The organism is Paraburkholderia sp. JPY419, assembly GCF_050435705.1.
Taxonomy (GTDB): Bacteria; Pseudomonadota; Gammaproteobacteria; order Burkholderiales; family Burkholderiaceae; genus Paraburkholderia; species Paraburkholderia youngii.
The window spans coordinates 169,389-187,195 of the sequence record NZ_JBNDKV010000001.1; the positions used below are offsets into that span (position 1 = coordinate 169,389).

The 17,807-nt window shown below is 63.2% G+C and carries 16 protein-coding genes and 1 pseudogene; 5 read left to right on the top strand and 12 right to left on the bottom strand.

The window, feature by feature from the left end; translation table 11 throughout:
- Positions 1-102: 102 nt before the first annotated feature.
- The gene (locus QFZ91_RS00760; protein ID WP_429565879.1) at positions 103-936 is read right to left on the bottom strand and encodes a DUF2182 domain-containing protein; all 834 of its coding nucleotides are present in this window, start codon (positions 934-936) and stop codon (positions 103-105) included.
- Positions 936-1,697, bottom strand: coding sequence for a DUF899 domain-containing protein (locus tag QFZ91_RS00765; RefSeq protein ID WP_429565880.1), 762 nt, complete (start codon positions 1,695-1,697; stop codon positions 936-938). Before QFZ91_RS00765 ends, QFZ91_RS00760 begins: the two co-directional genes overlap by 1 nt.
- Positions 1,698-1,864: 167 nt before the next feature.
- On the opposite strand from QFZ91_RS00765, the gene QFZ91_RS00770 reads away from it, so the two are divergent.
- The 5 genes and pseudogenes from QFZ91_RS00770 to QFZ91_RS00790 all read left to right on the top strand — a co-directional run bounded on the left by QFZ91_RS00770 (position 1,865) and on the right by QFZ91_RS00790 (position 8,861).
- Entirely contained in the window at positions 1,865-3,094 is a 1,230-nt protein-coding gene (locus QFZ91_RS00770; RefSeq protein WP_176121557.1) for a helix-turn-helix domain-containing protein, read from the top strand.
- Between the two features lie 14 nt (positions 3,095-3,108).
- Positions 3,109-3,783, top strand: coding sequence for a PQQ-binding-like beta-propeller repeat protein (locus QFZ91_RS00775; protein ID WP_176121558.1), 675 nt, complete (start codon positions 3,109-3,111; stop codon positions 3,781-3,783).
- 432 nt (positions 3,784-4,215) lie between these two features.
- Complete coding sequence (locus tag QFZ91_RS00780) at positions 4,216-6,612, top strand: alkaline phosphatase family protein (protein ID WP_429565881.1); 2,397 nt, start codon at positions 4,216-4,218, stop codon at positions 6,610-6,612.
- 106 nt (positions 6,613-6,718) lie between these two features.
- A pseudogene (locus QFZ91_RS00785) lies at positions 6,719-8,150 on the top strand (cytochrome-c peroxidase).
- 33 nt (positions 8,151-8,183) lie between these two features.
- Positions 8,184-8,861, top strand: a complete 678-nt coding sequence (locus QFZ91_RS00790; protein ID WP_429566623.1) for a hypothetical protein — start codon at positions 8,184-8,186, stop codon at positions 8,859-8,861.
- A gap of 93 nt (positions 8,862-8,954) precedes the next feature.
- Here QFZ91_RS00790 and QFZ91_RS00795 read toward each other — a convergent pair whose 3' ends face one another.
- The 10 genes from QFZ91_RS00795 to phnN form a co-directional block, all read right to left on the bottom strand.
- Complete coding sequence (locus QFZ91_RS00795) at positions 8,955-12,050, bottom strand: complex I subunit 5 family protein (RefSeq protein WP_429565882.1); 3,096 nt, start codon at positions 12,048-12,050, stop codon at positions 8,955-8,957.
- The gene (locus QFZ91_RS00800; protein WP_013093972.1) at positions 12,044-12,418 is read right to left on the bottom strand and encodes a sodium:proton antiporter; all 375 of its coding nucleotides are present in this window, start codon (positions 12,416-12,418) and stop codon (positions 12,044-12,046) included. The genes QFZ91_RS00795 and QFZ91_RS00800 overlap by 7 nt, the downstream gene beginning before the upstream one ends.
- Before the next feature lie 16 nt (positions 12,419-12,434).
- Positions 12,435-13,136, bottom strand: coding sequence for a Na(+)/H(+) antiporter subunit B (locus QFZ91_RS00805; RefSeq protein WP_429565883.1), 702 nt, complete (start codon positions 13,134-13,136; stop codon positions 12,435-12,437).
- Positions 13,133-13,477, bottom strand: a complete 345-nt coding sequence (mnhG, locus tag QFZ91_RS00810; RefSeq protein WP_176111604.1) for a monovalent cation/H(+) antiporter subunit G — start codon at positions 13,475-13,477, stop codon at positions 13,133-13,135. The genes QFZ91_RS00805 and mnhG overlap by 4 nt, the downstream gene beginning before the upstream one ends.
- 3 nt (positions 13,478-13,480) lie before the next feature.
- A complete protein-coding gene (locus QFZ91_RS00815; RefSeq protein ID WP_018433708.1) occupies positions 13,481-13,723 on the bottom strand; it encodes a hydrogenase subunit MbhD domain-containing protein in 243 nt (80 codons plus the stop codon).
- 3 nt (positions 13,724-13,726) lie between these two features.
- Positions 13,727-13,987, bottom strand: coding sequence for a monovalent cation/H+ antiporter complex subunit F (locus QFZ91_RS00820; protein ID WP_176378568.1), 261 nt, complete (start codon positions 13,985-13,987; stop codon positions 13,727-13,729).
- A complete protein-coding gene (locus tag QFZ91_RS00825; protein ID WP_429565884.1) occupies positions 13,980-14,507 on the bottom strand; it encodes a Na+/H+ antiporter subunit E in 528 nt (175 codons plus the stop codon). Before QFZ91_RS00825 ends, QFZ91_RS00820 begins: the two co-directional genes overlap by 8 nt.
- A gap of 393 nt (positions 14,508-14,900) precedes the next feature.
- Entirely contained in the window at positions 14,901-16,346 is a 1,446-nt protein-coding gene (locus QFZ91_RS00830) for an MFS transporter (RefSeq protein ID WP_176378570.1), read from the bottom strand.
- A gap of 90 nt (positions 16,347-16,436) precedes the next feature.
- Positions 16,437-17,246, bottom strand: coding sequence for a phosphonate metabolism protein PhnP (phnP, locus tag QFZ91_RS00835; protein ID WP_429565885.1), 810 nt, complete (start codon positions 17,244-17,246; stop codon positions 16,437-16,439).
- Positions 17,243-17,800: a phosphonate metabolism protein/1,5-bisphosphokinase (PRPP-forming) PhnN gene (gene phnN, locus QFZ91_RS00840; protein WP_429565886.1), complete on the bottom strand. Its 558-nt coding sequence runs from the start codon at positions 17,798-17,800 to the stop codon at positions 17,243-17,245. The genes phnP and phnN overlap by 4 nt, the downstream gene beginning before the upstream one ends.
- Positions 17,801-17,807 lie beyond the last annotated feature (7 nt).

A 17,807-nucleotide genomic window follows, 5' to 3' on the forward strand; every position in this document is an offset into this window, starting at 1 on the left:
TAATTCCTGAACTCACTGTTTCCATAACTAGAACAATATTGGGGCGGCAAGGCTGTCGAGCATCGATTTGCGAAGCGATCCAAGGTGGATCGGGCGCGTGTATCAGCCGGCTGACACGGCTTGGACAAGCAGCCAGCCAGCGACGCCTATGGCTATGGCGCCGATCGCCCGTGCGACGCGCGCGCCGTCCGGCGCCACTCGCTCGGCGGTGATGGCGGCCGTCACGGCAGTCATCAAGCGCAAATCAGTCATGCCGGCGACCAGCAGAATCGCCGTCAACCCCGCGCAGCAACCGGCACAATCCACCCCGATGCGCAGCCCGTAGCGCCACGCGCTTGCCGCGTTGGCGGCGAGGCTCGGTGTCGCGCGACAGCAGGCGAGGCGGCGCGTTTTCCACGTGCTGAACTGCAATGCGCCGGCGAGCAGGACGACCACGCCGGCCGCTAACGGCGCCGAACGAGCGAGCGCTAGCCACCGCAACTCGAACGCCGCGAGCGACGCACCGAGCGCAAACACCGCCACGCCGAGCGCAGTCCATACGACGGCGTACGCGCCGCTCACCAGCACCGTCAGCAGCGCCAGTCGCCCCGCGCTGGCCCGCGGGCCGACCGCGTCGCGATAGCGCAGCAGCGTCGGCATCAACGACGGCAACATCATCGCCGCCATCATCACGATCCACATCCCGATGAACGATGCCGCGGTGCGGGCCCACGTGCGCCCGCAGGTCGGCATCCACAGCGTCGACATCGACCAGCCGCCTGGCATCGGCAGCGCGCCCATCGCCGACATCGACGCGTTGTGCGCCAGTGTCGCCGCGACGCTCGCGATGAACACCAACGCGCAGACGCCGACGAACACGCGCTGCGATAAGCGCATCGCGCGCCACGTGGAGAAGTGCTGCCCGCTCATGCAGGCAGCGCGCACGAGCGGGCCCATCACCGCTCGTACTCGTCGTGACGGCGCCACCAGATGCCTGTCTCGTTGCGTCCCTTCGGCGCGCGATCGAGCCACTGGTACATGCCCCACAGCGCATCGACGCCGCGCGCGTAGGTCGAATACGTGTGATAGACGACGCCGTCTTCGAGCACGAACGCGCTCATGCCGGGCCGGTCGCGCGAATAGGTGGCCGCGTCGGTGCCGCAGGTCGCCGCGAATTGCGCGACGGGTTCGGGCGCGGGACTCACGTCCATCGCGTGACTGTTGCGTGCGTAGTTGTATTCGATATCGCCGGCGCGCTGCTGTGCTTCGGTGAACGAGACATTGAAGTCGAAATTGAAATCGCCGCTTGCCGACGACGCCCATGGAAACGTCCAGCCCATGCGCCGCTTATACGCCTGCAACTTCTCGAGCGGCGCGCGCGACACCGCCATCAGCAACACGTCGTGATGCGCGAGATGCACGGCGAAGCCGCCGAAGCCGTCCGCGATCGACGAGCATGACGGGCAGCCCGCCTTATAGTCGGGCCCGAACATGAAATGGTAGACGAGCAGCTGCGAACGTCCGCTGAACAGCTCGGCGAGCGACGCGCTGCCTTCGTCGGTATCGAAGCGGTAGGCCTTATCGACCTTCACCCACGGCAGCACCTGACGTTGCCGCGCGAGCTCGTCGCTGTGTCGCGTGTGGGCTTTTTCCGCGTCGAGCAGCGCGCGTCGCGCGTCGAGCCACTGTTCGCGTGTTCCGACCGGATGCGTGGTCATCGTGGGTTCCTCCGTGGGTCGTGCCGCGCCGCGCGAGCTCTTGCCCGAAGGCGTCGGTGACGGTTGATGGTCGTGCTAGATTAGAACCGGGCATCGATCGGATGGGAGTGACAAGTGTGGCGGGATTCGCTTGATGCATTGACGTGCTACGCGCGGACTCGCACGCCGTGGACGCGCTGATTGCGGCGGCGGCGCGCGCGCTCGCGGCCGGCGATCCGCTCGGCGCGCTCGACCGCGTCGCGTTGCGCGACGACGCGCCGGCGCTCGCGCTGCGCGGCATTGCGATGGCTCAGCTCGGCGATTTCGTGCGCGCAAGGGCGCTGGTGCGCGGCGCCGCGCGCGCGTTCGGCGCGCAGCATGCGGTCGCGCGTGCGCGCTGCGTGGTCGCCGAAGCGGAGATCGCGTTCGCGTCGCGCGATCTCGCATGGCCCGCCAGAACACTCGATGCCGCGACCGCCACGCTCGACGCGCACGGTGATCGCGTCAATGCCGCGCATGCGCGGTATCTGGCGGCGCGGCGTCTGCTGCTGATCGGCCGTCTCGACGAAGCGGAGCGCAAGCTTGCCGCGCTGGATCCCCGGCCGTTTCCGCCCGCGTTGCGTGCCGCGCATGAGCTGGTGGTCGCGGGGGTCGCGCTGCGGCGTTTGCGCAGCGGCGCCGCCCGTGCCGCGCTGGCGCGGGCCGCACGCGCGGCACGCGAGGCCGGCATTCCGGCGTTGATCGCGGAAGTCGAAAGCGCTTCGGCCGCACTGAGCGAGCCGGCGGCGCGCATGATCGCGCGTGGCGAAGAAGAACCGATCCTGCTCGATGAAATCGAGAAGCTGCTGACCTCGAACCAGGCGGGCGGTCCGCTCATCGTCGATGCTTGCCGCTACGCGATCCGCGACGCCAACGCGGCGATTGCGCTGGCGAGCCGACCGGTGTTGTTCGCGCTTGCTCGCATGCTCGGCGAGGCATGGCCCGACGACGTGCCGCGCGACGCGCTCGTCGCACGCGCGTTCCGCGCCAAACGCGCCGACGAATCGCATCGCGCGCGGCTGCGCGTCGAGATCGGCCGGCTGCGCGCGGCGCTCGGCACGCTCGCGAGCGTCAGCGCGACGACGCGCGGCTTCGCGCTGGCCCCGCGGCAAGCGCGCGAGGTCGTCGTGCTGGCGCCGCCAGTCGAAGGCGAGCATGCGGCGCTGCTCGCGTTTCTAGCGGATGGCGAATCGTGGTCGAGTTCCGCGCTTGCCCTCGTGCTCGGCGCGAGTCAGCGCACCGTGCAGCGATCGCTCGACACGCTCGCCGCGGCCGGCAAGGTGCAGCCGGTGGGCGAGGGGCGCGCGCGCCGCTGGATGACGCCGCCGCTCGCCGGATTCGCGACGGCTTTGTTACTCCCTTCCCCGTTCCCTTCGTGATTAGGATGGTCATCATGAACCACTCTGCCGCCAGAATCGTCCGCGAATATGGGCCTTTTACGGGCGTCGATAAAGTGCACGGAGTCACTTACGACGGCCGGCAGGTGTGGATCGCGACCGGCGAACGACTCGACGCGTTCGATCCGGCGAGCGGCGAGACGCTGCGCTCGATCGCGGTTCCCGCCGACGCGGGCACGGCTTTCGACGGCGAGCACCTGTTCCAGATCGCGAATGGCCGCATCCAGAAGATCGATCCGCAGAGCGGCCGTGTGCTGTCGACGATCGCGGCGCCCGGCGACGGCGGCCACTCCGGGCTCACTTGGGCCGAGGGTTCGCTGTGGGTCGGTCAGTATCCCGAACGGAAAATCTATCAGGTCGATCCGGACACTGGCGCGGTGTTGCGCACGATCGAATCGAATCGCTTCGTGACCGGCATTACGTGGGTCGACGGCGAGCTATGGCATGGCACGTGGGAAGGAGACGAGAGCGATCTGCGGCATATCGATCCGCGCACGGGCGAGGTGCTCGAGAGTGTCGAGATGCCTGCCGGCGCGGGTATCTCCGGACTCGAATCGAACGGCGCGGATCTGTTCTTCTGCGGCGGCGGCGGCAGCGGGCTCGTTCGTGTCGTGCAGCGTCCCGCGCGAGATAGCGGTTCGCAAATGACAGTCGATTCGACGAGCGAGTGAGTCATCACTTAAATAGCCAGCGTCGTTATTGGTCCTGATATTTGGTTTATTTCTACTCGTCGATAACTTAATTCATCGATAGTAAGAAAACGAAATATTTCTTTTCGTTACTCTTGTCGCGCCTGTCGTCCCTCTTCCTGCGAGGGCGTCGTTGCCTGAAAAGGCATCGTCTTTTCAAACCTTTATGCATTGGTTCGCCCCACTTGAGGCGAATCGGGAGTATTTTTTCTGCTTCCCCGTGCATTGCGCCTTTTCAAAAAGATGTGAACTGAACCGAGTCAGGTTGTCACGGTAATCCTTATCGTAGGCAGACATACTTTTTACACAATCCCTTCATATTATTCGCTCGTTTTACTAAGTCTTGCCCCCGATAAAAGAAGCGGTTGCCGAAACAACTCACACAGGGTCCTCCAAATGTCATCGCATCACAAAATGCGTCCAGCGCTTTGTCTAACGTCCGTTGCCGCTGCCTGCGTGCTCGCAGCTTGCGGCGGAAATTCGGACAGCCTCGCCTCCAGCAACAACAACGCCAGCACGACCTACTCGGGCGTGGTCGCGGCAGCTGCTTTCGTACCGGGCAGCGCGACCGGTAACCCGAACCTGAAGGCCGGCTACTATGCCGGTGCGACCGTGTTCGTCGATGCCAATGGCAACGGTGTGCTCGACAACGGCGAAGCCTCGGCGAAAACCGACGCGAACGGCCATTTCTCGTTGACCACGACCGCCTCGGGTCCGCTCGTCGCTGACATCACGACCTCGGCCACCAACACGGCATCGGGCGCGAAGGTGGCGAGCCACCTGATCCTGCGCGCTTCGGTCGACCAGATCGCTGACCAGGGCGCCGGCAAAGTCGTGATCAGCCCGATGTCGAGCGAAGTGCAGCGCCTCGTCGAAGCCAACGGCACCAAGTACGCGACCGAGAAGGCTAATCTGTCGACCCGTCTGTCGGGCCCGTCGTTCAACAACGCGTCGGTGACGGTTTCCGGCGCCGACGCCCTCGCCGACGTCAACACGCTGTCCGGCGCCGAGCAGTATGCCGTGCTGTTCGAAGACAACGCACTGACCAACCGCTACACGTACGCCACCACGAAGCTCGATCGTGGCGATATGTACCCGGACAACCTCGCGGTCAAGGGCGGTGATCCCCGTCTGGTCGGGACGAGCGCCACCGCGGCGAACCTCGTCAAGCCGCTCGAGAGCCAACAGCGGATCACGTTCGCGCAGGCACAGCAGGCCGCTTTCAACATCGAGGGCATCCCGGCGTACGACAATGTCTTCATCATCGTCGAAGAGAACAAGTCGACGGACGCGATTCTGAACAACTCGCGGGCCCCGGCGATCAACAAGCTGCTCAGCACGTACAACCAGCTGACGACCTACTACTCGACCGGTAACCCGTCGGAGCCGAACTACACGGCGATGGGCGGCGCCGACGACTACGGCATTACCGACGACAACTGGTGGGGCTGCGGTGCCACTGGCGCCTACGCCATCAAGGACGTTGCCTTTAACGGCGGCACTGCTTCCGACGGTCAGCTGCTTCCGGTTACCGGCGTGCTCCCGCCGCAGGACAGCGCCCACCTCGCTGGTTTCAGCACGACCAGCGGCGCTGCCTGCAGCGTCAACCCGACCTCCGGTACGGTTCACAACGTGCCCGGCGACAACCTGTTCACGCTGCTGTCCAAGGCCGGTTTGACCGCGCGTACCTACAGCGAATCGATGAACCCTGGTCAGGACGCGCGCGCCGACAGCGTTGCGCAAAGCGTCTCGAAGGCGTACAGCGGCACCGCCATCGACGGCACGGTTATCCAGGACAGCCAGGCCTACCCGATGCCGGGCGGTCTCTACAAGGTCAAGCACGGTCCGTCGATCGCTTTCCAGGATGCACGCAGCCTGCCGGAGTTCTTCGCGGACAACCGCACGATCTTCGGCACGCAGTACAACGAAGCCGACTGGAAGAGCACGTCTCCGTACTCGAGCGCCAACGGTGGCACCTACGACACGTCGAAGTGGATCTACGACCAGTTCAGCCTCGACCTGGCCAAGGGTGACGTCGGCAACATCAACTTCATCGTGCCCGACCAGTGCGACGACATGCACGGTGTCGGTACGGACACGGAGACCTGTAACGGCGGCGCGAACAGCAACAACGGTCAGAACGCCAGCATCACGCGGGCCGACATCTATCTGAACAATGTCGTCACCGCGATCCAGAACTCGGCGCTCTGGAAGAACCCGCAGAAGCGCGTTGCGATCGTCGTGATGTTCGACGAAGGTGAAGGTTCGTCCACGTCCTGCTGTGGCTGGAACGCAGGTGGAAAGACCTCCGGTGCAGCACCGCTGGTGATCAGCAACGGCGCTGTGACCAAGTCGACGGCGCCGAGTGGCTACGCAAGCGGCAACATCGGCCACGGCAACTCGATCTTCGGCGTTATCACCAACCAGCAAGACGTCGGTACGGCGGCCAAGGGCATCGTCGACAGCGACGCCTACAGCCACTTCTCGCTGGTGCGCACGCTGCAGGACATGTTCCAGATCGCCGATCCGGCTGTCGATGCTTCGTACGTGAACCGCGCGAAGTACACGGAAGCGTTCATTCTGCAGAACATCGCGAACCTTCCCGAGTTCACGGGCAGCGCCGATACGCACTTCGACTCCGTTCGTCCGATCAACCACGCCTATGTGATCCCGGCCGGCCACGTGCAGAAGCTGAATCCGGCGGACATCACGGGCGTCAAGGACAACAACGGCAACCTGATCAGCACGACCGCGCTGACGACGCAGACGGGACCGGACGCAACGCAGAAAAACATCTGGTCGCTGAAGTAAGCGCGTGGTGATGCTTAAAGCTACCCCATCAGGCGGTAGATAACGCGGCGCAGGGGAGCGGTATCGACCGCTCCCCTGTCCGTTATAAGATCAAGAGAACAATACGATGCGTAAGACAGTTTTTCGCGCGGTCGCGTGCGTGGCCATCATGCTGAGCGTGGCCGGCTGTGGAAACGGCAGCGGCGACGCTTCAGCACCGAACACAGCGTCAGGCGCGACTACGGGGAGCACGAGTACTTCTGATGCGAGCACATTGAGCCTTGCCGCTCAGGCCGGTCAGAAACTGTTCTTCGACTCGGACCTGTCCGGCAACAAGAACATGGCGTGCGCGACTTGCCATGACCCTGCCTATGCCTATGGGCCGCCGAACAGCCTGTCCGTGCAACTGGGCTCCGATCCGACGCAAGCCGGCGCACGCGCCGTGCCCTCGTTGCGCTACAAGGACGCGACACCGCCTTATAACGACGTAGCGGCGAATCCGGATAACGTCACCTCCAATGCCACCCGGAGGCGGCTTCATGTGGGATGGCCGCGCCGCAACGCTGGCCGACCAGGTCGCAATGCCGCTCCTCAATCCGGTCGAGATGAACTCCTCGAAAACGGCCGTGGTACAGGCGGTGCAGAACGCCTCTTACGTGGACCTGTTCAAGCAGGCCTTCGGCGCGGATGTGTTCAGCAACCCCGACGCCGCCTTCGCCGATGTCGGCAAAGCGATCGAGGCCTATGAACATGAAGACACCAGCTTCCACCCGTACACGAGCAAGTACGATCTCTACGTGCATAACAAGATCGGTGGAACTTTGACGGCGGCCGAAACCCGCGGCCTGTTGATCTTCAACAGCGGCACCATCGGCAACTGCTCGGCCTGCCACTATGCCGGAGCCAACTTCGACGGCAACCAGGGCCTGATGACGGACTTTACCTATCAGGCGATTGGTCTGCCGCGCAACGATACTTCGATCCCGAACAATCCGTCGCCGATCCCGGCAAACCAGGATCCGACCTACTACGACATGGGCCTGTGCGGGCCGCTACGGACCGACCATCAGCCGGGCACGGCAGGTATTGCGACGCCCGATCCCTACTGCGGCATGTTCAAGGTACCCACACTGCGCAACGTGGCGACCCGCGGCGCGTTCTTCCATAACGGGGTCCTGCATTCGCTGGTCCAGGTCGTGCATTTCTACAATACGCGAGACACCAACCCGGAATACTGGTACCCGGCCACCGGGGGCACCGGCACGCTCATCACAAACCCGGGCTATGCGCTGTTCCCGCAGTACGCGTCGGGTGCCACGGTGCAAAAGTTCAACGACCTGCCGGCGGCCTTCCAGGGCAATGTCGACGAGGAACTTCCGATGGGCACCGGCGACGGCGGCAGCAATACCCTGGGTAGCGGCACCCAGCCGCGGGCGCAGGGCAGCACGCCCATCATGACCGAGCACGATATGCAGGACCTGATCTGCTTCCTGAACACCCTGAGCGACGGCTACAAGCCGCCCGCAACGCAGCCGACCAGCGGCACGTGCGTAAACTGATTCCTCAACCTTGGACCGATTGTTTTTTTGACGATGAAGCGAATTTCAACTACAGCGCGTAGCGCGGGTATTGCGGTTTCCCTGTTCTCGTTGATGCTGCTAGGCGCTTGCCAAAGCAAACAGAACCTCAGCGAACCCAGCATGGAGAATTTCACCAAGACCATTAGCAGCTACCTGGGTGAGCGCGGCAACCTGTGCCTCGCGAAATACGACTGGCCGATTTACGTGGCCGACCAGGATAAGACTTCGAACTCGCGCGACGCCGTCCAATTGCCTGTGCTGGAAAAGCTCGGAGTGGTCAAAGGCACCGACATGACCGTCGAGCGCACGGACAATGATGGCGCCAAGGTGTCGGCGCCGGGGCGCAAGTACGAACTGACCGATGAAGGGAAGAAGTTCTTCCTGCACAAGCCCGTCGTGGTCGCAACGGCTACCAAGCGCGTCACGCACGACGCCGACTTGTGCGTGGCCACGCTGAGCCTGGACAAGGTGGTGGGCTGGGAGCCGCCGCTGACCCGCGACGGCGAGACCAGGACCTCGGTGCTCTACACCTATAAGATCGACCCGGTACCTTTTGCGAGGACTCCCGAGTTCCAGCGAGTGTTCCCGATGGTGGAGCGCGTGATCGAAGGCGCCGGCACCATGCAACTGCGCGAGGGTGTGCGCTTGACGAAGGACGGCTGGGTGGCGGAAGAATGTTTCGTTCGCTGATCGCCGAGTTTGACGACGCGGTGCACGACTAGACCGCGCGCCACCTGACGCGCGGCGGCGGCTTGTGCCGCCGCGCCAGGACCACCTGCACCGTTATGGTGTCCCCGCTGAACTCAATCCCGTGCTCGCGAAATAGATCACGAGAAAATACAGCAGCACGTAGAGCGCGTAGGTCTGCCCGTCGCCGGTATAGACGCGTCGTATCCGTGCCGCCGCCGCGAGCGCGAAGTGCGATAGGCCGCGCCAGAAAATCTGCGCGACCGGCGGCACCGTGCGGCTCAGCATCGGCCGGTAGAAGTGGTAAAAGTCCGGGGCGTTGCGCGCGTTGCCGCGACGGCTGCGGTAGTACAGCGCACCGAGTCCGAATACGATCGCGGTGACGATCAGCACGACGATCACGACCGGTGTCGGATTCCAGAACCCGTAGATGCTTTCGAGCGACATGCCGCCCCATACCAGGGTCGCCGCGAACTGTGGATCGATCGCGGCAGATACCGGTTCGAGCAACACCTTCGGAAAGAACGACAGGATCGCGATACCGACCACGAACAGGAACTGCGGCACCAGCAGCATCACCGGCGCTTCGCGCACCTGCGGCCGCTGCGGCGGGCGCGGCTTGAGGAAGACGCCGTTCAACAGGCGCAGCATGTACAGAAAACCGGTGCAGGTCGCGAGCAGTCCGCACACGGCGAGCCCGTACCAGCCCTTGTCGGTCATCGCGCTCAGCAATAGCCACTTGCCGCCGAAGCCCATCAGCGGCGGCAGGCCCGACATCGACACGAGCGCGATCACGACCATCGCGAACGTCAGCGGCATCTCGCGTGCGAGGCCGCCCACAGCGGCGAAGTTGCGCGTGCCGGTGCGCGAGATCACACCCGCGAGCGCGAGGAACAGGATGCCCTTCACGAACATGTGATTGGCGACCAGGTACAGCGCGGTGACCCAGCCGAGATGGCTCATCAGGCCGATTGCGGTGACGATATAGCCGGTCTGGCTCATGCTCGACAGCGCGAGCATGCGTTTGAAGTCGTTCTGCCGCAATGCCATCAGCGCGCCGAACAGCGCCGTCAGCATGCCGATCCATGTCATCACGTGCGCGAGTTCGAGGCCGACCTCCGAGCGTATCGTCAGATAGGTGCCGATCAGCAGGCCGAACATCGCGACCTTGCTGACCACCGCCGACAGCATCGCGGTCACGTCGTCTTCCGCTTCGGTGTAGGCGCCCGGCAGCCATACGTGCACGCCGATCGCGCCCGCCTTGATCAGGAAGCCGGCCGCGAGCAGCACGAACGCATAGTTCGCTTCCGGCCCCGAATGGATCAGCGCCGATAGTGCGATGGTGTCGTCGATCGCCGCGACGTTGGCGAAACCCGCCAGCAGGAAGAACGCCGCCAGCAACGAAAACAGCAGGAAGGTCAGCACATGCGGGCCCGCGCGCCGGCACTTCGCGATCAGGAAGCACGACGACAGCGTGATGATTTCCCAGCTATAGAAGAATTCGAGCGACGTCGATGAGCGCAGCAGCGCCGGAATCGACAGCGACAGCACGACGAGCATCGGATAGAAGCCGGGGCGCACATCGTCGCGATAGAGACTCGCCGCGGCGATCACGAGGCTCCCCGCGAGCAGCAGCCAGGCGAACAGCCCGGCGATACGGCCCGCGCCCTCGCAAAGCAGACTGCCGATCAGTCCAATCGCGATCACCGCGAGCACGCCTTTCACGCGCCCCGGCAGACGATCGGCCGCATAGAACAGCGCGCCTGCCGTGAGCGGCGAGAAGATCCACGCCGACGCGACGCCCGAGAACACGGCCGCCATATAGGCCGCCGCGATCAGCAGCACGGCGACGCCGAACAGCGGCAGCAGTGCGGCGAGGTTCGGCCGGGCTTTGGCCTCGACGTCGGACGGAGCCAGCGCGCGCACGAACCAGTGGAACATATAACCCGCTTCGAGCAGCGAGCCGGTCAGGATCAACACGATCCAGTACGGCTTGCCGGCGGCGGTCAGGCGCATCACGAGTTCCCACTTCGCCCAGAAGCCGGGGAACGGCGGCAGTCCCGCGATCGCGACCAGGAAGAGGCCGAGCAGGCCGATCAGCAATGGGCTGCGCGACACGATCGCGCGTGCGTCGTCGCCATGCCGCCGCAGCACGCCGGTCAGCCAGAACAGCCCCGCCTTCGCGAACAGATGGTTGATGAACAGGCCGCCGACGACGAGCGGGATCGATGCGTCCGCGCCGACCTGGCGCAGCAACGCGAGCGACAGCATCAGTAGCGCCATTTGCCCGATCGACGAATAGCCGAGCACGCGCTGCGGTTTCGTTTGCTTGATCGCGAGCAGGTTCGAGAACAGAAACGTGACGCCACCCGACACGGCGAGCAGCGTGAGTTGGCCGTCGAATAGCGGCAGCAACTTCAGCAGCGCGAAGAACACGCCCGCCGACACGCCGACCGATACCATCGCGGCGACGCCGCTCGGCGCGGTCTCGTAGACGTCGAGCCCCCAGCCGTTGGCCGGAAACGGCTTCAGTTCGATCACTAGACTCGCGAACACGAGCAGAATCGCGGCCGTGCCGATCGGGCCGCCGATCTGCTCGCGCAGCGACAGCAATTCGTCGATGTTCAGCGTGCCGCTCACGTAGTAGAGCAGCACCGCGCCGAGCAGGAACAGGGTCGACGCGATCACGGTCGCGAGGATGTACTTGAACGCGGCGGCGAGCGCGGCGGGTGTGCGCTCGAGCCCGAACAGGCCGTATGTCGCGATCGACACGATCTCGAGAAACACGAACAGGTTGAACAGGTCGCGGGTCATCACCATGCCGTCGATGCCCATCACCAGAATCAGGTACAGCAGCAAAGCCGCGTAGTTGCCGCGCAGACGGTCCCACAGATGCAAGGCGCCGAGCAGCGCGACCACGTTGACGCTGAATGTGAAAAGGCCTTCCCACAAGCCGAAGCGCAGATTGATCGACACCGGCGGCAGCGCGCCCGCGGTCAGCACTTCGATCGTGTCGCCGCCATCGAGCAGGCCGTAAAACGACACGCCGGAGACCAGCACGATCCCGCACAGCGCGATGAAGAAACCGAGCGTGAGCCACGGCTTGCCGAGCCGATACAGCAGCGGAATCACAAAGCCGCCGCCGAGCCCGAGAATGAAGATCTGCAACGGATGAAACAGCGCGGCTACCATTTCGACTCGGTGAAGGCGTCGATGGAGAGCGTCTTTTTGGCGGCGTAAAGACGGATTGCGAACGACAGCATGATGGCGGTGACCGATAGCCCGATCACGATCGCGGTGACGACGAGCGCCGATGGAATCGGATCGATCGCACGGTGCGCGGCTGCGGATTTGCTGAGCGCCGCATCGATGATCGGCGCAGTGCCGCCCGTGATGTAGCCGGTCGCGACCATCACGATGTGCAGGCCCGTGTCGATCACCGCGAAGCCGATGATGATGCGCAGGATGTTGCGGTGGGTCAGCATGCCCCAAAGGCCGATCAAGGAAAGACAGAAACCCGTGATCAGCAGGATCTTCGAAACCGGGATGCCCGTGCTCATGCGCTCTCCCTTTCGTTCAGCTTCTGAACCGGTCGATGATGACGCTAAGCTCCGCGCCGACCTTGACACCGAGCAGCGTGGAAATCAGCGGGATCGCGCCGGCGCTGAAGAACGTGCCGAATTCGCCGCGCGGCAGAAAGCGCGCGTCGAGAAAACCGCCCGCGAGCACGAGGCCCAGAATGCCGATGCACACGTAGAGCACGCCCGCGAGCGATTCGACGACGCTCAGCAGCGCGAGGTTCAGCGTCGAGCGGGGCCGCGCGAGCAACATCAGCATCACCGCGGATGCGACGATCGCGCCGCCCTGGAAGCCGCCGCCCGCCGACAGATGGCCGTTGACGATTACGTAGCCGCCGAAGGTGAAGATCATCGGCAGCAGCACCTGTTTGCCGGTATGTACGATCTCGCCGGCGGGCCGGCGCGCAAGCGCGGCTTCTTCCGCCACAGCGGTGGGCGTTGCGCTTTCCTCTTTCAGCAGCACGCCGACGCTCGCCGCGACCATGAACAGCACCGCGACTTCGCCGAGCGTGTCGAAGCCGCGAAACGTGATCAGGATGCCGGTCACGATGTTCGGAGCGCCGAGTTCGAGCGGCCCTCTGACGACGTAGTACCAGGCGAGCGGGCGCAGCCCCTGCAACTCCGAATAGCCGCCGACAATTCGCCAGAACACGACCGCGAACAGCAGCACCGTCAGCAGCCCGAACACGCGACGCATCATGATTCGGCCTTCCCGGCGGTGCGCGCGTCTTCGTCGGCGAGCGCGTCGGTGATCGTGGACGGGGTCATCGGCGTGCGGATCAGCCAGGCGGCGCGCGATAACGCATGCGAGGACAGCGGGTTGGTCACGAGCACGAAGTAGATCAGCAGGATCAGACGGAAGGTCCAGCTCGGGTGGTAGAACGCGAGGCCGATCAGCACGAGCATGTTGCCGAGCGTCGACGCCTTGGTGCCGGCCTGAATGCGCGTATACGCATCCGGCATGCGCAGCAGCCCGAGGCCGGCGGAGAACAGAAAGACGGCGCCCAACAGGATGAACACGCTGCCGGTCAGTTCGAACATGCGCTAGCCCTTCTGATAGCCGGTTTTGCGGATCGCGTACAGAAAGACGAAAGTCGTGAGTCCCGAGCCGATCGCGGCTTCGGCCATCGCGACGTCCGGCGCGGCGAGCAGCAGGAAGGCGACCGCCGCGAACAGGCTTGCGAGTCCAGAGCTCACCATCGCGGCCAGCAGATTCTTCAGGCAGACGGCCAGCACCCCGCTCACGAGGATGCTCGCGCACATCAGCAGCAGGAGCAGTTCGAGCATCGCTCACAGCCCCCTTTCAAGAAAGCGCGCAATCGCGAGCACCGCGAGAAAGCTGAGCAGTGCGTACACGAGCGCGACGTCGATATAGACGAAACGACCGGAGAACTGCGCATACAGCGCGATCAGCGATAGCGAGATGACCGTCAGCACGTCGATCGCGACGATGCGGTCGACGAGTGTCTTGCCGATCACGAGACGGATCACGCCGAACAGGATCGCGAACAAGATCAGCACGCCGGCGATCCGGAGCATGATCTCAGCCAAAGACTTTCTCCAGATGCTTTTCGAACGGTGTGACGAGTGCGTTGGTCGCTTCGTCGATATCGGTCGTCTTCACGTCGAGCCAGTGAATGAAAAGTATGTCGTCCCGAATATCCATCACGAGCGAGCCCGGCGTGAGCGCAATCGAATTGGCGAGCGCGAGACGGCCGAGTGGTGTTTGGAGGCGGGTGCGAACCTTGACGATGCCGGGCTTGATGTCGATACGCGGCGAGTACACCAGCGCCATCACATTCAGATTGGCGCGTACGAGCTCGACGATGAAAGTCACGCTATACGCGGCGAAGTGATACGGCGCGGCTGGCGTTAGACGTAGGCGCCGCCATGCTTCGCTCGACGATACGAAGACACGCGCGACGACCAAGGTAATGACGAGACCGACAAGAGCGGGTTCGACCGCGAGCGATGCATTCGCGACCATCCAGATGACGAACAGGATGACCCAGAGGCCGGGCATTCCCCGAGGAACGAACGACGACACCGGTTTTCCGTTGTTCGAAGGCATGTCATCGGTTCCTAAGGAGGCCTTGCGGAAAATTCTAAGTGACAATTTATGGCAAATCAAACCCGACGCCGATCAGCACTCGTTGATTGAAAAAACCGCGATAGATGGATGTGTGCAAACAATACCCGTCCCGACCTATCTCGCTAAGTGACTGTTTTGTATGAATATTCGTCTTTCCCCGCAATTCCATGTTTGCAAACAGATATGGTCTGGTGCGGGGCGCGCTGCAAAACGGATTTGCAAATGAAATCTGTACTGATGCCCTTGGGCATGCCGTGCACTCATGCAAGTACCTCCTTCGTATCGGGGCACGACTCGACGGTGGCCATTCCGAAACCAGAATGAAAAAAAGGCTGCAGAGATTTCTCCGCAGCCCTTTGACTTTCCAGGCGTCTACGCTTCGCGCGTTCGGAAATTATGCTGCGGTGCGGCTTCCGTCAACGCATCATCGCTACCTTCCTCCAGCGAAATATTCCGGGTTTCGCGTCCCTTGACCCACCAGATCGCGGCGGCAACCGGACCGGGCAGCGCAAGCGCCAGCAGTACGAGCAACGGTGCGGAAGGGGTACCCGTCGTGCTGAAGGCGCTGGTCAACAGTAGCGGCGTAATCATTGCGCCCACTCGACCGAAAGCAACGGACACGCCCAAACCCGACGCGCGCAACCGCGTCGGCAGGATCTCAGACGAAACCACGTAAGCCGAGATATAGCCCCACGTGACGCCAAACTGGATCAGGCAATAGCCGACCACCATGGAAGGCAGCGTTTGCGCAAAGTACACCACCAGAATAGCGAGCACAGTGAACGTGTAGCTTGTGAACAGCGACGAGCGACGCCCCCACGACTCGAGCACACGCGATGCCAGGAAGCCACCGAGCAAAGCCGCTACGTTGCCGTAAATGTAGTAGATCGGCATTGCAGCAGCAGGCACTTTCATGTACGGCAGAATGACGAGCGCCATCAACGACAGTACGCCATACACAACGACGGCTTGCGAGAAGTTCAAAGCACTGGCAAGGCCGCACGGTCCGCGATAGCGGCCAACCAGCTCACTCACGTTGCGCCAGAACGTCGGGTGTGCAGGCACGATCACGGTGGGCTCATAGCGTTTCTGCGCTTCGGTTGCCGCGCTGATCCCGGCACCCTTTGCATACGCGGCAATTTCATCGACGATTGCTTCAGCTTCGGTCACGCGCCCTTGCTGCAGAAGCCAGCGCGGCGATTCGGGAATGACGCGGCGAATCCAGAAGAAAATCAGGGCCATCGTGGTACCCAGGCCGAAACCTACGCGCCACGCGATGTCGGGCGGCAGGAGATTCAGCGCGTAGTACGAAACAACGGCGGACAGTACGGCACCGAGGGGAAAACCCGACAGGATCAGCGCGTCGGTACGTCCGCGATTGCGGCGCGGAATGAATTCACCCATGGTGGCCGTCACGGCGGAGTATTCGCCGCCCACGGCGAGCGCGGTGAGCGCGCGGAACACGAGGAAGGAGTGGTAATCCCACGCGAAGATGGTTGCCACGCTGAACGCGGCATACCAGAGGAGCGTAGCCAGGAACAGGCGTTTGCGGCCGAAGCGATCCGCCAGGTAGCCAAACGCGACCGCGCCGACCAGAATGCCGAGCACCCACACGCTTACGGCCAGTGAGCTTTGGGCCGCGTCGAGGTGCCAAAGCGCCTTGATCGTGCCGAACACGCTACCGATGATATTGGTTTCAAAAGAGTCGAGCGTCCAGCCCACTCCCAGCGCGACCGTCAGCAAGGTGTGGAAGCGGGTCCACGGCATGTGATCGAGCCGGGTTAAGGCGTCGGTCTTGATGGTGGTTCGGGAAGTCATGTCGATATGTTCCTTTCCTGATTCGTTGCGATATTCGTCGTACTAAGTAAAGTGACATCTTGAAGACACATGCGATTCATGCCGCGCGGATTAGCTGGCCATGGCGGCCCCCTCGGACGTCTGTGCAGTCCGAAAATCACGGGGAAGCACGTGAGCCATGCCGTCCCGCGCGATCAAAACGCCTTCTGGCATGACGTCTTCTGATTGCTCAAGTAGCCACGTATCGAACGTATGGGATGCATGTGTCATCCATGTACGTACTGGCCGCAGCTGCTCGATCAGCGCACAAGCGGTATTCCAGTCGTTGTGGTTGCCCGGTTGAGCCTTTGGCGGGAACGAACAGTCGAGAGCCAGCGAAAACGCCCCCCATCCCTGCAGCCACTCCAGCGTGGAAGGCGGCAAGCCGATCGTGTCGGTCAGATAGGCGAATCGTTCTCCGGCCGGCCCTTCGATCGCATAGCCGAACGTTGGTTTGGAATGGATCAGCGGCAGCGCCGTGAAACGCAGGTCACCGAGATCGAACGTGCCGAATTTCTCTGCCTGATTAAATGCGAGCAGGCCCGGGTTGCGATACAGATCGGCGCAACCGTTGCTGTCTGGCGGAGCCCAGGTCGGGATGGATTTCCCGACGCCCCAGCGCAGATGGAACAACCCTTGCACGTGGTCTGGATGGAAGTGCGTGAGTACGATCGCGTCGAAACTTCCAGCGGGAAAACGCTCGGATAGGTCCATCAGTCCGGCATCGAGCAGAACGCGGGTCGTGTCCGTTTCGATCAACGCGCTGCAGGGGCGACGAACGCAAGCGGGTAAGGCTCGCGCTCGCGTACATGCGGGGCAGTTGCAGCCGTAGAGCGGTACGCCGCCTGCCGCGCCGGTGCCGAGGAAGGTAACGCGCATCATGATGGCTCCGCGCAGCGGAGAATCAGCGAAACCAGTGCCTCTCCCGCCTGTTCGAGATCGCCGTCATTGCGGATGAGCTCCACTTTGCCGGAGCGCTGCTCGAGCAAATGGTTGCGCTGCAGGCGCTGCTCCACCTGCTCGACCGTTTCGCGACCGCGCGCCAGAAGGCGTTCACGCAGTACCGCTTGCGGCACTGCAATTTCCACCGGCACGAGGCGGGGGTAGCGCGTGCGTGCATGCGGCAGGTATTCGCGCGACCCGTTCATCACGACGGTCAACCCTTTATCCAGCCAATGGTCGATCTCGGCCCCGATACCGTATTGCAGCCCATTGCTCGCCCAGTTCAGCGCGAACAGGTCCGAGTTGCTGCGCGCCGCGAACTCTTCGGGACTCAGCGCGACGTAATTCTCGCTACCGGCGTCCGCTGCGCGCGTGATGTAGCGATGAGCAAAGCAGATCCCGGCGTGGCCGGACAACTGCTCGCGCGCATAGCGCAGCAGGCTGTCCTTGCCGCTGCCGGAAGGACCGCTTACGTAGACCAGATTGCCTGACATGGAAGCG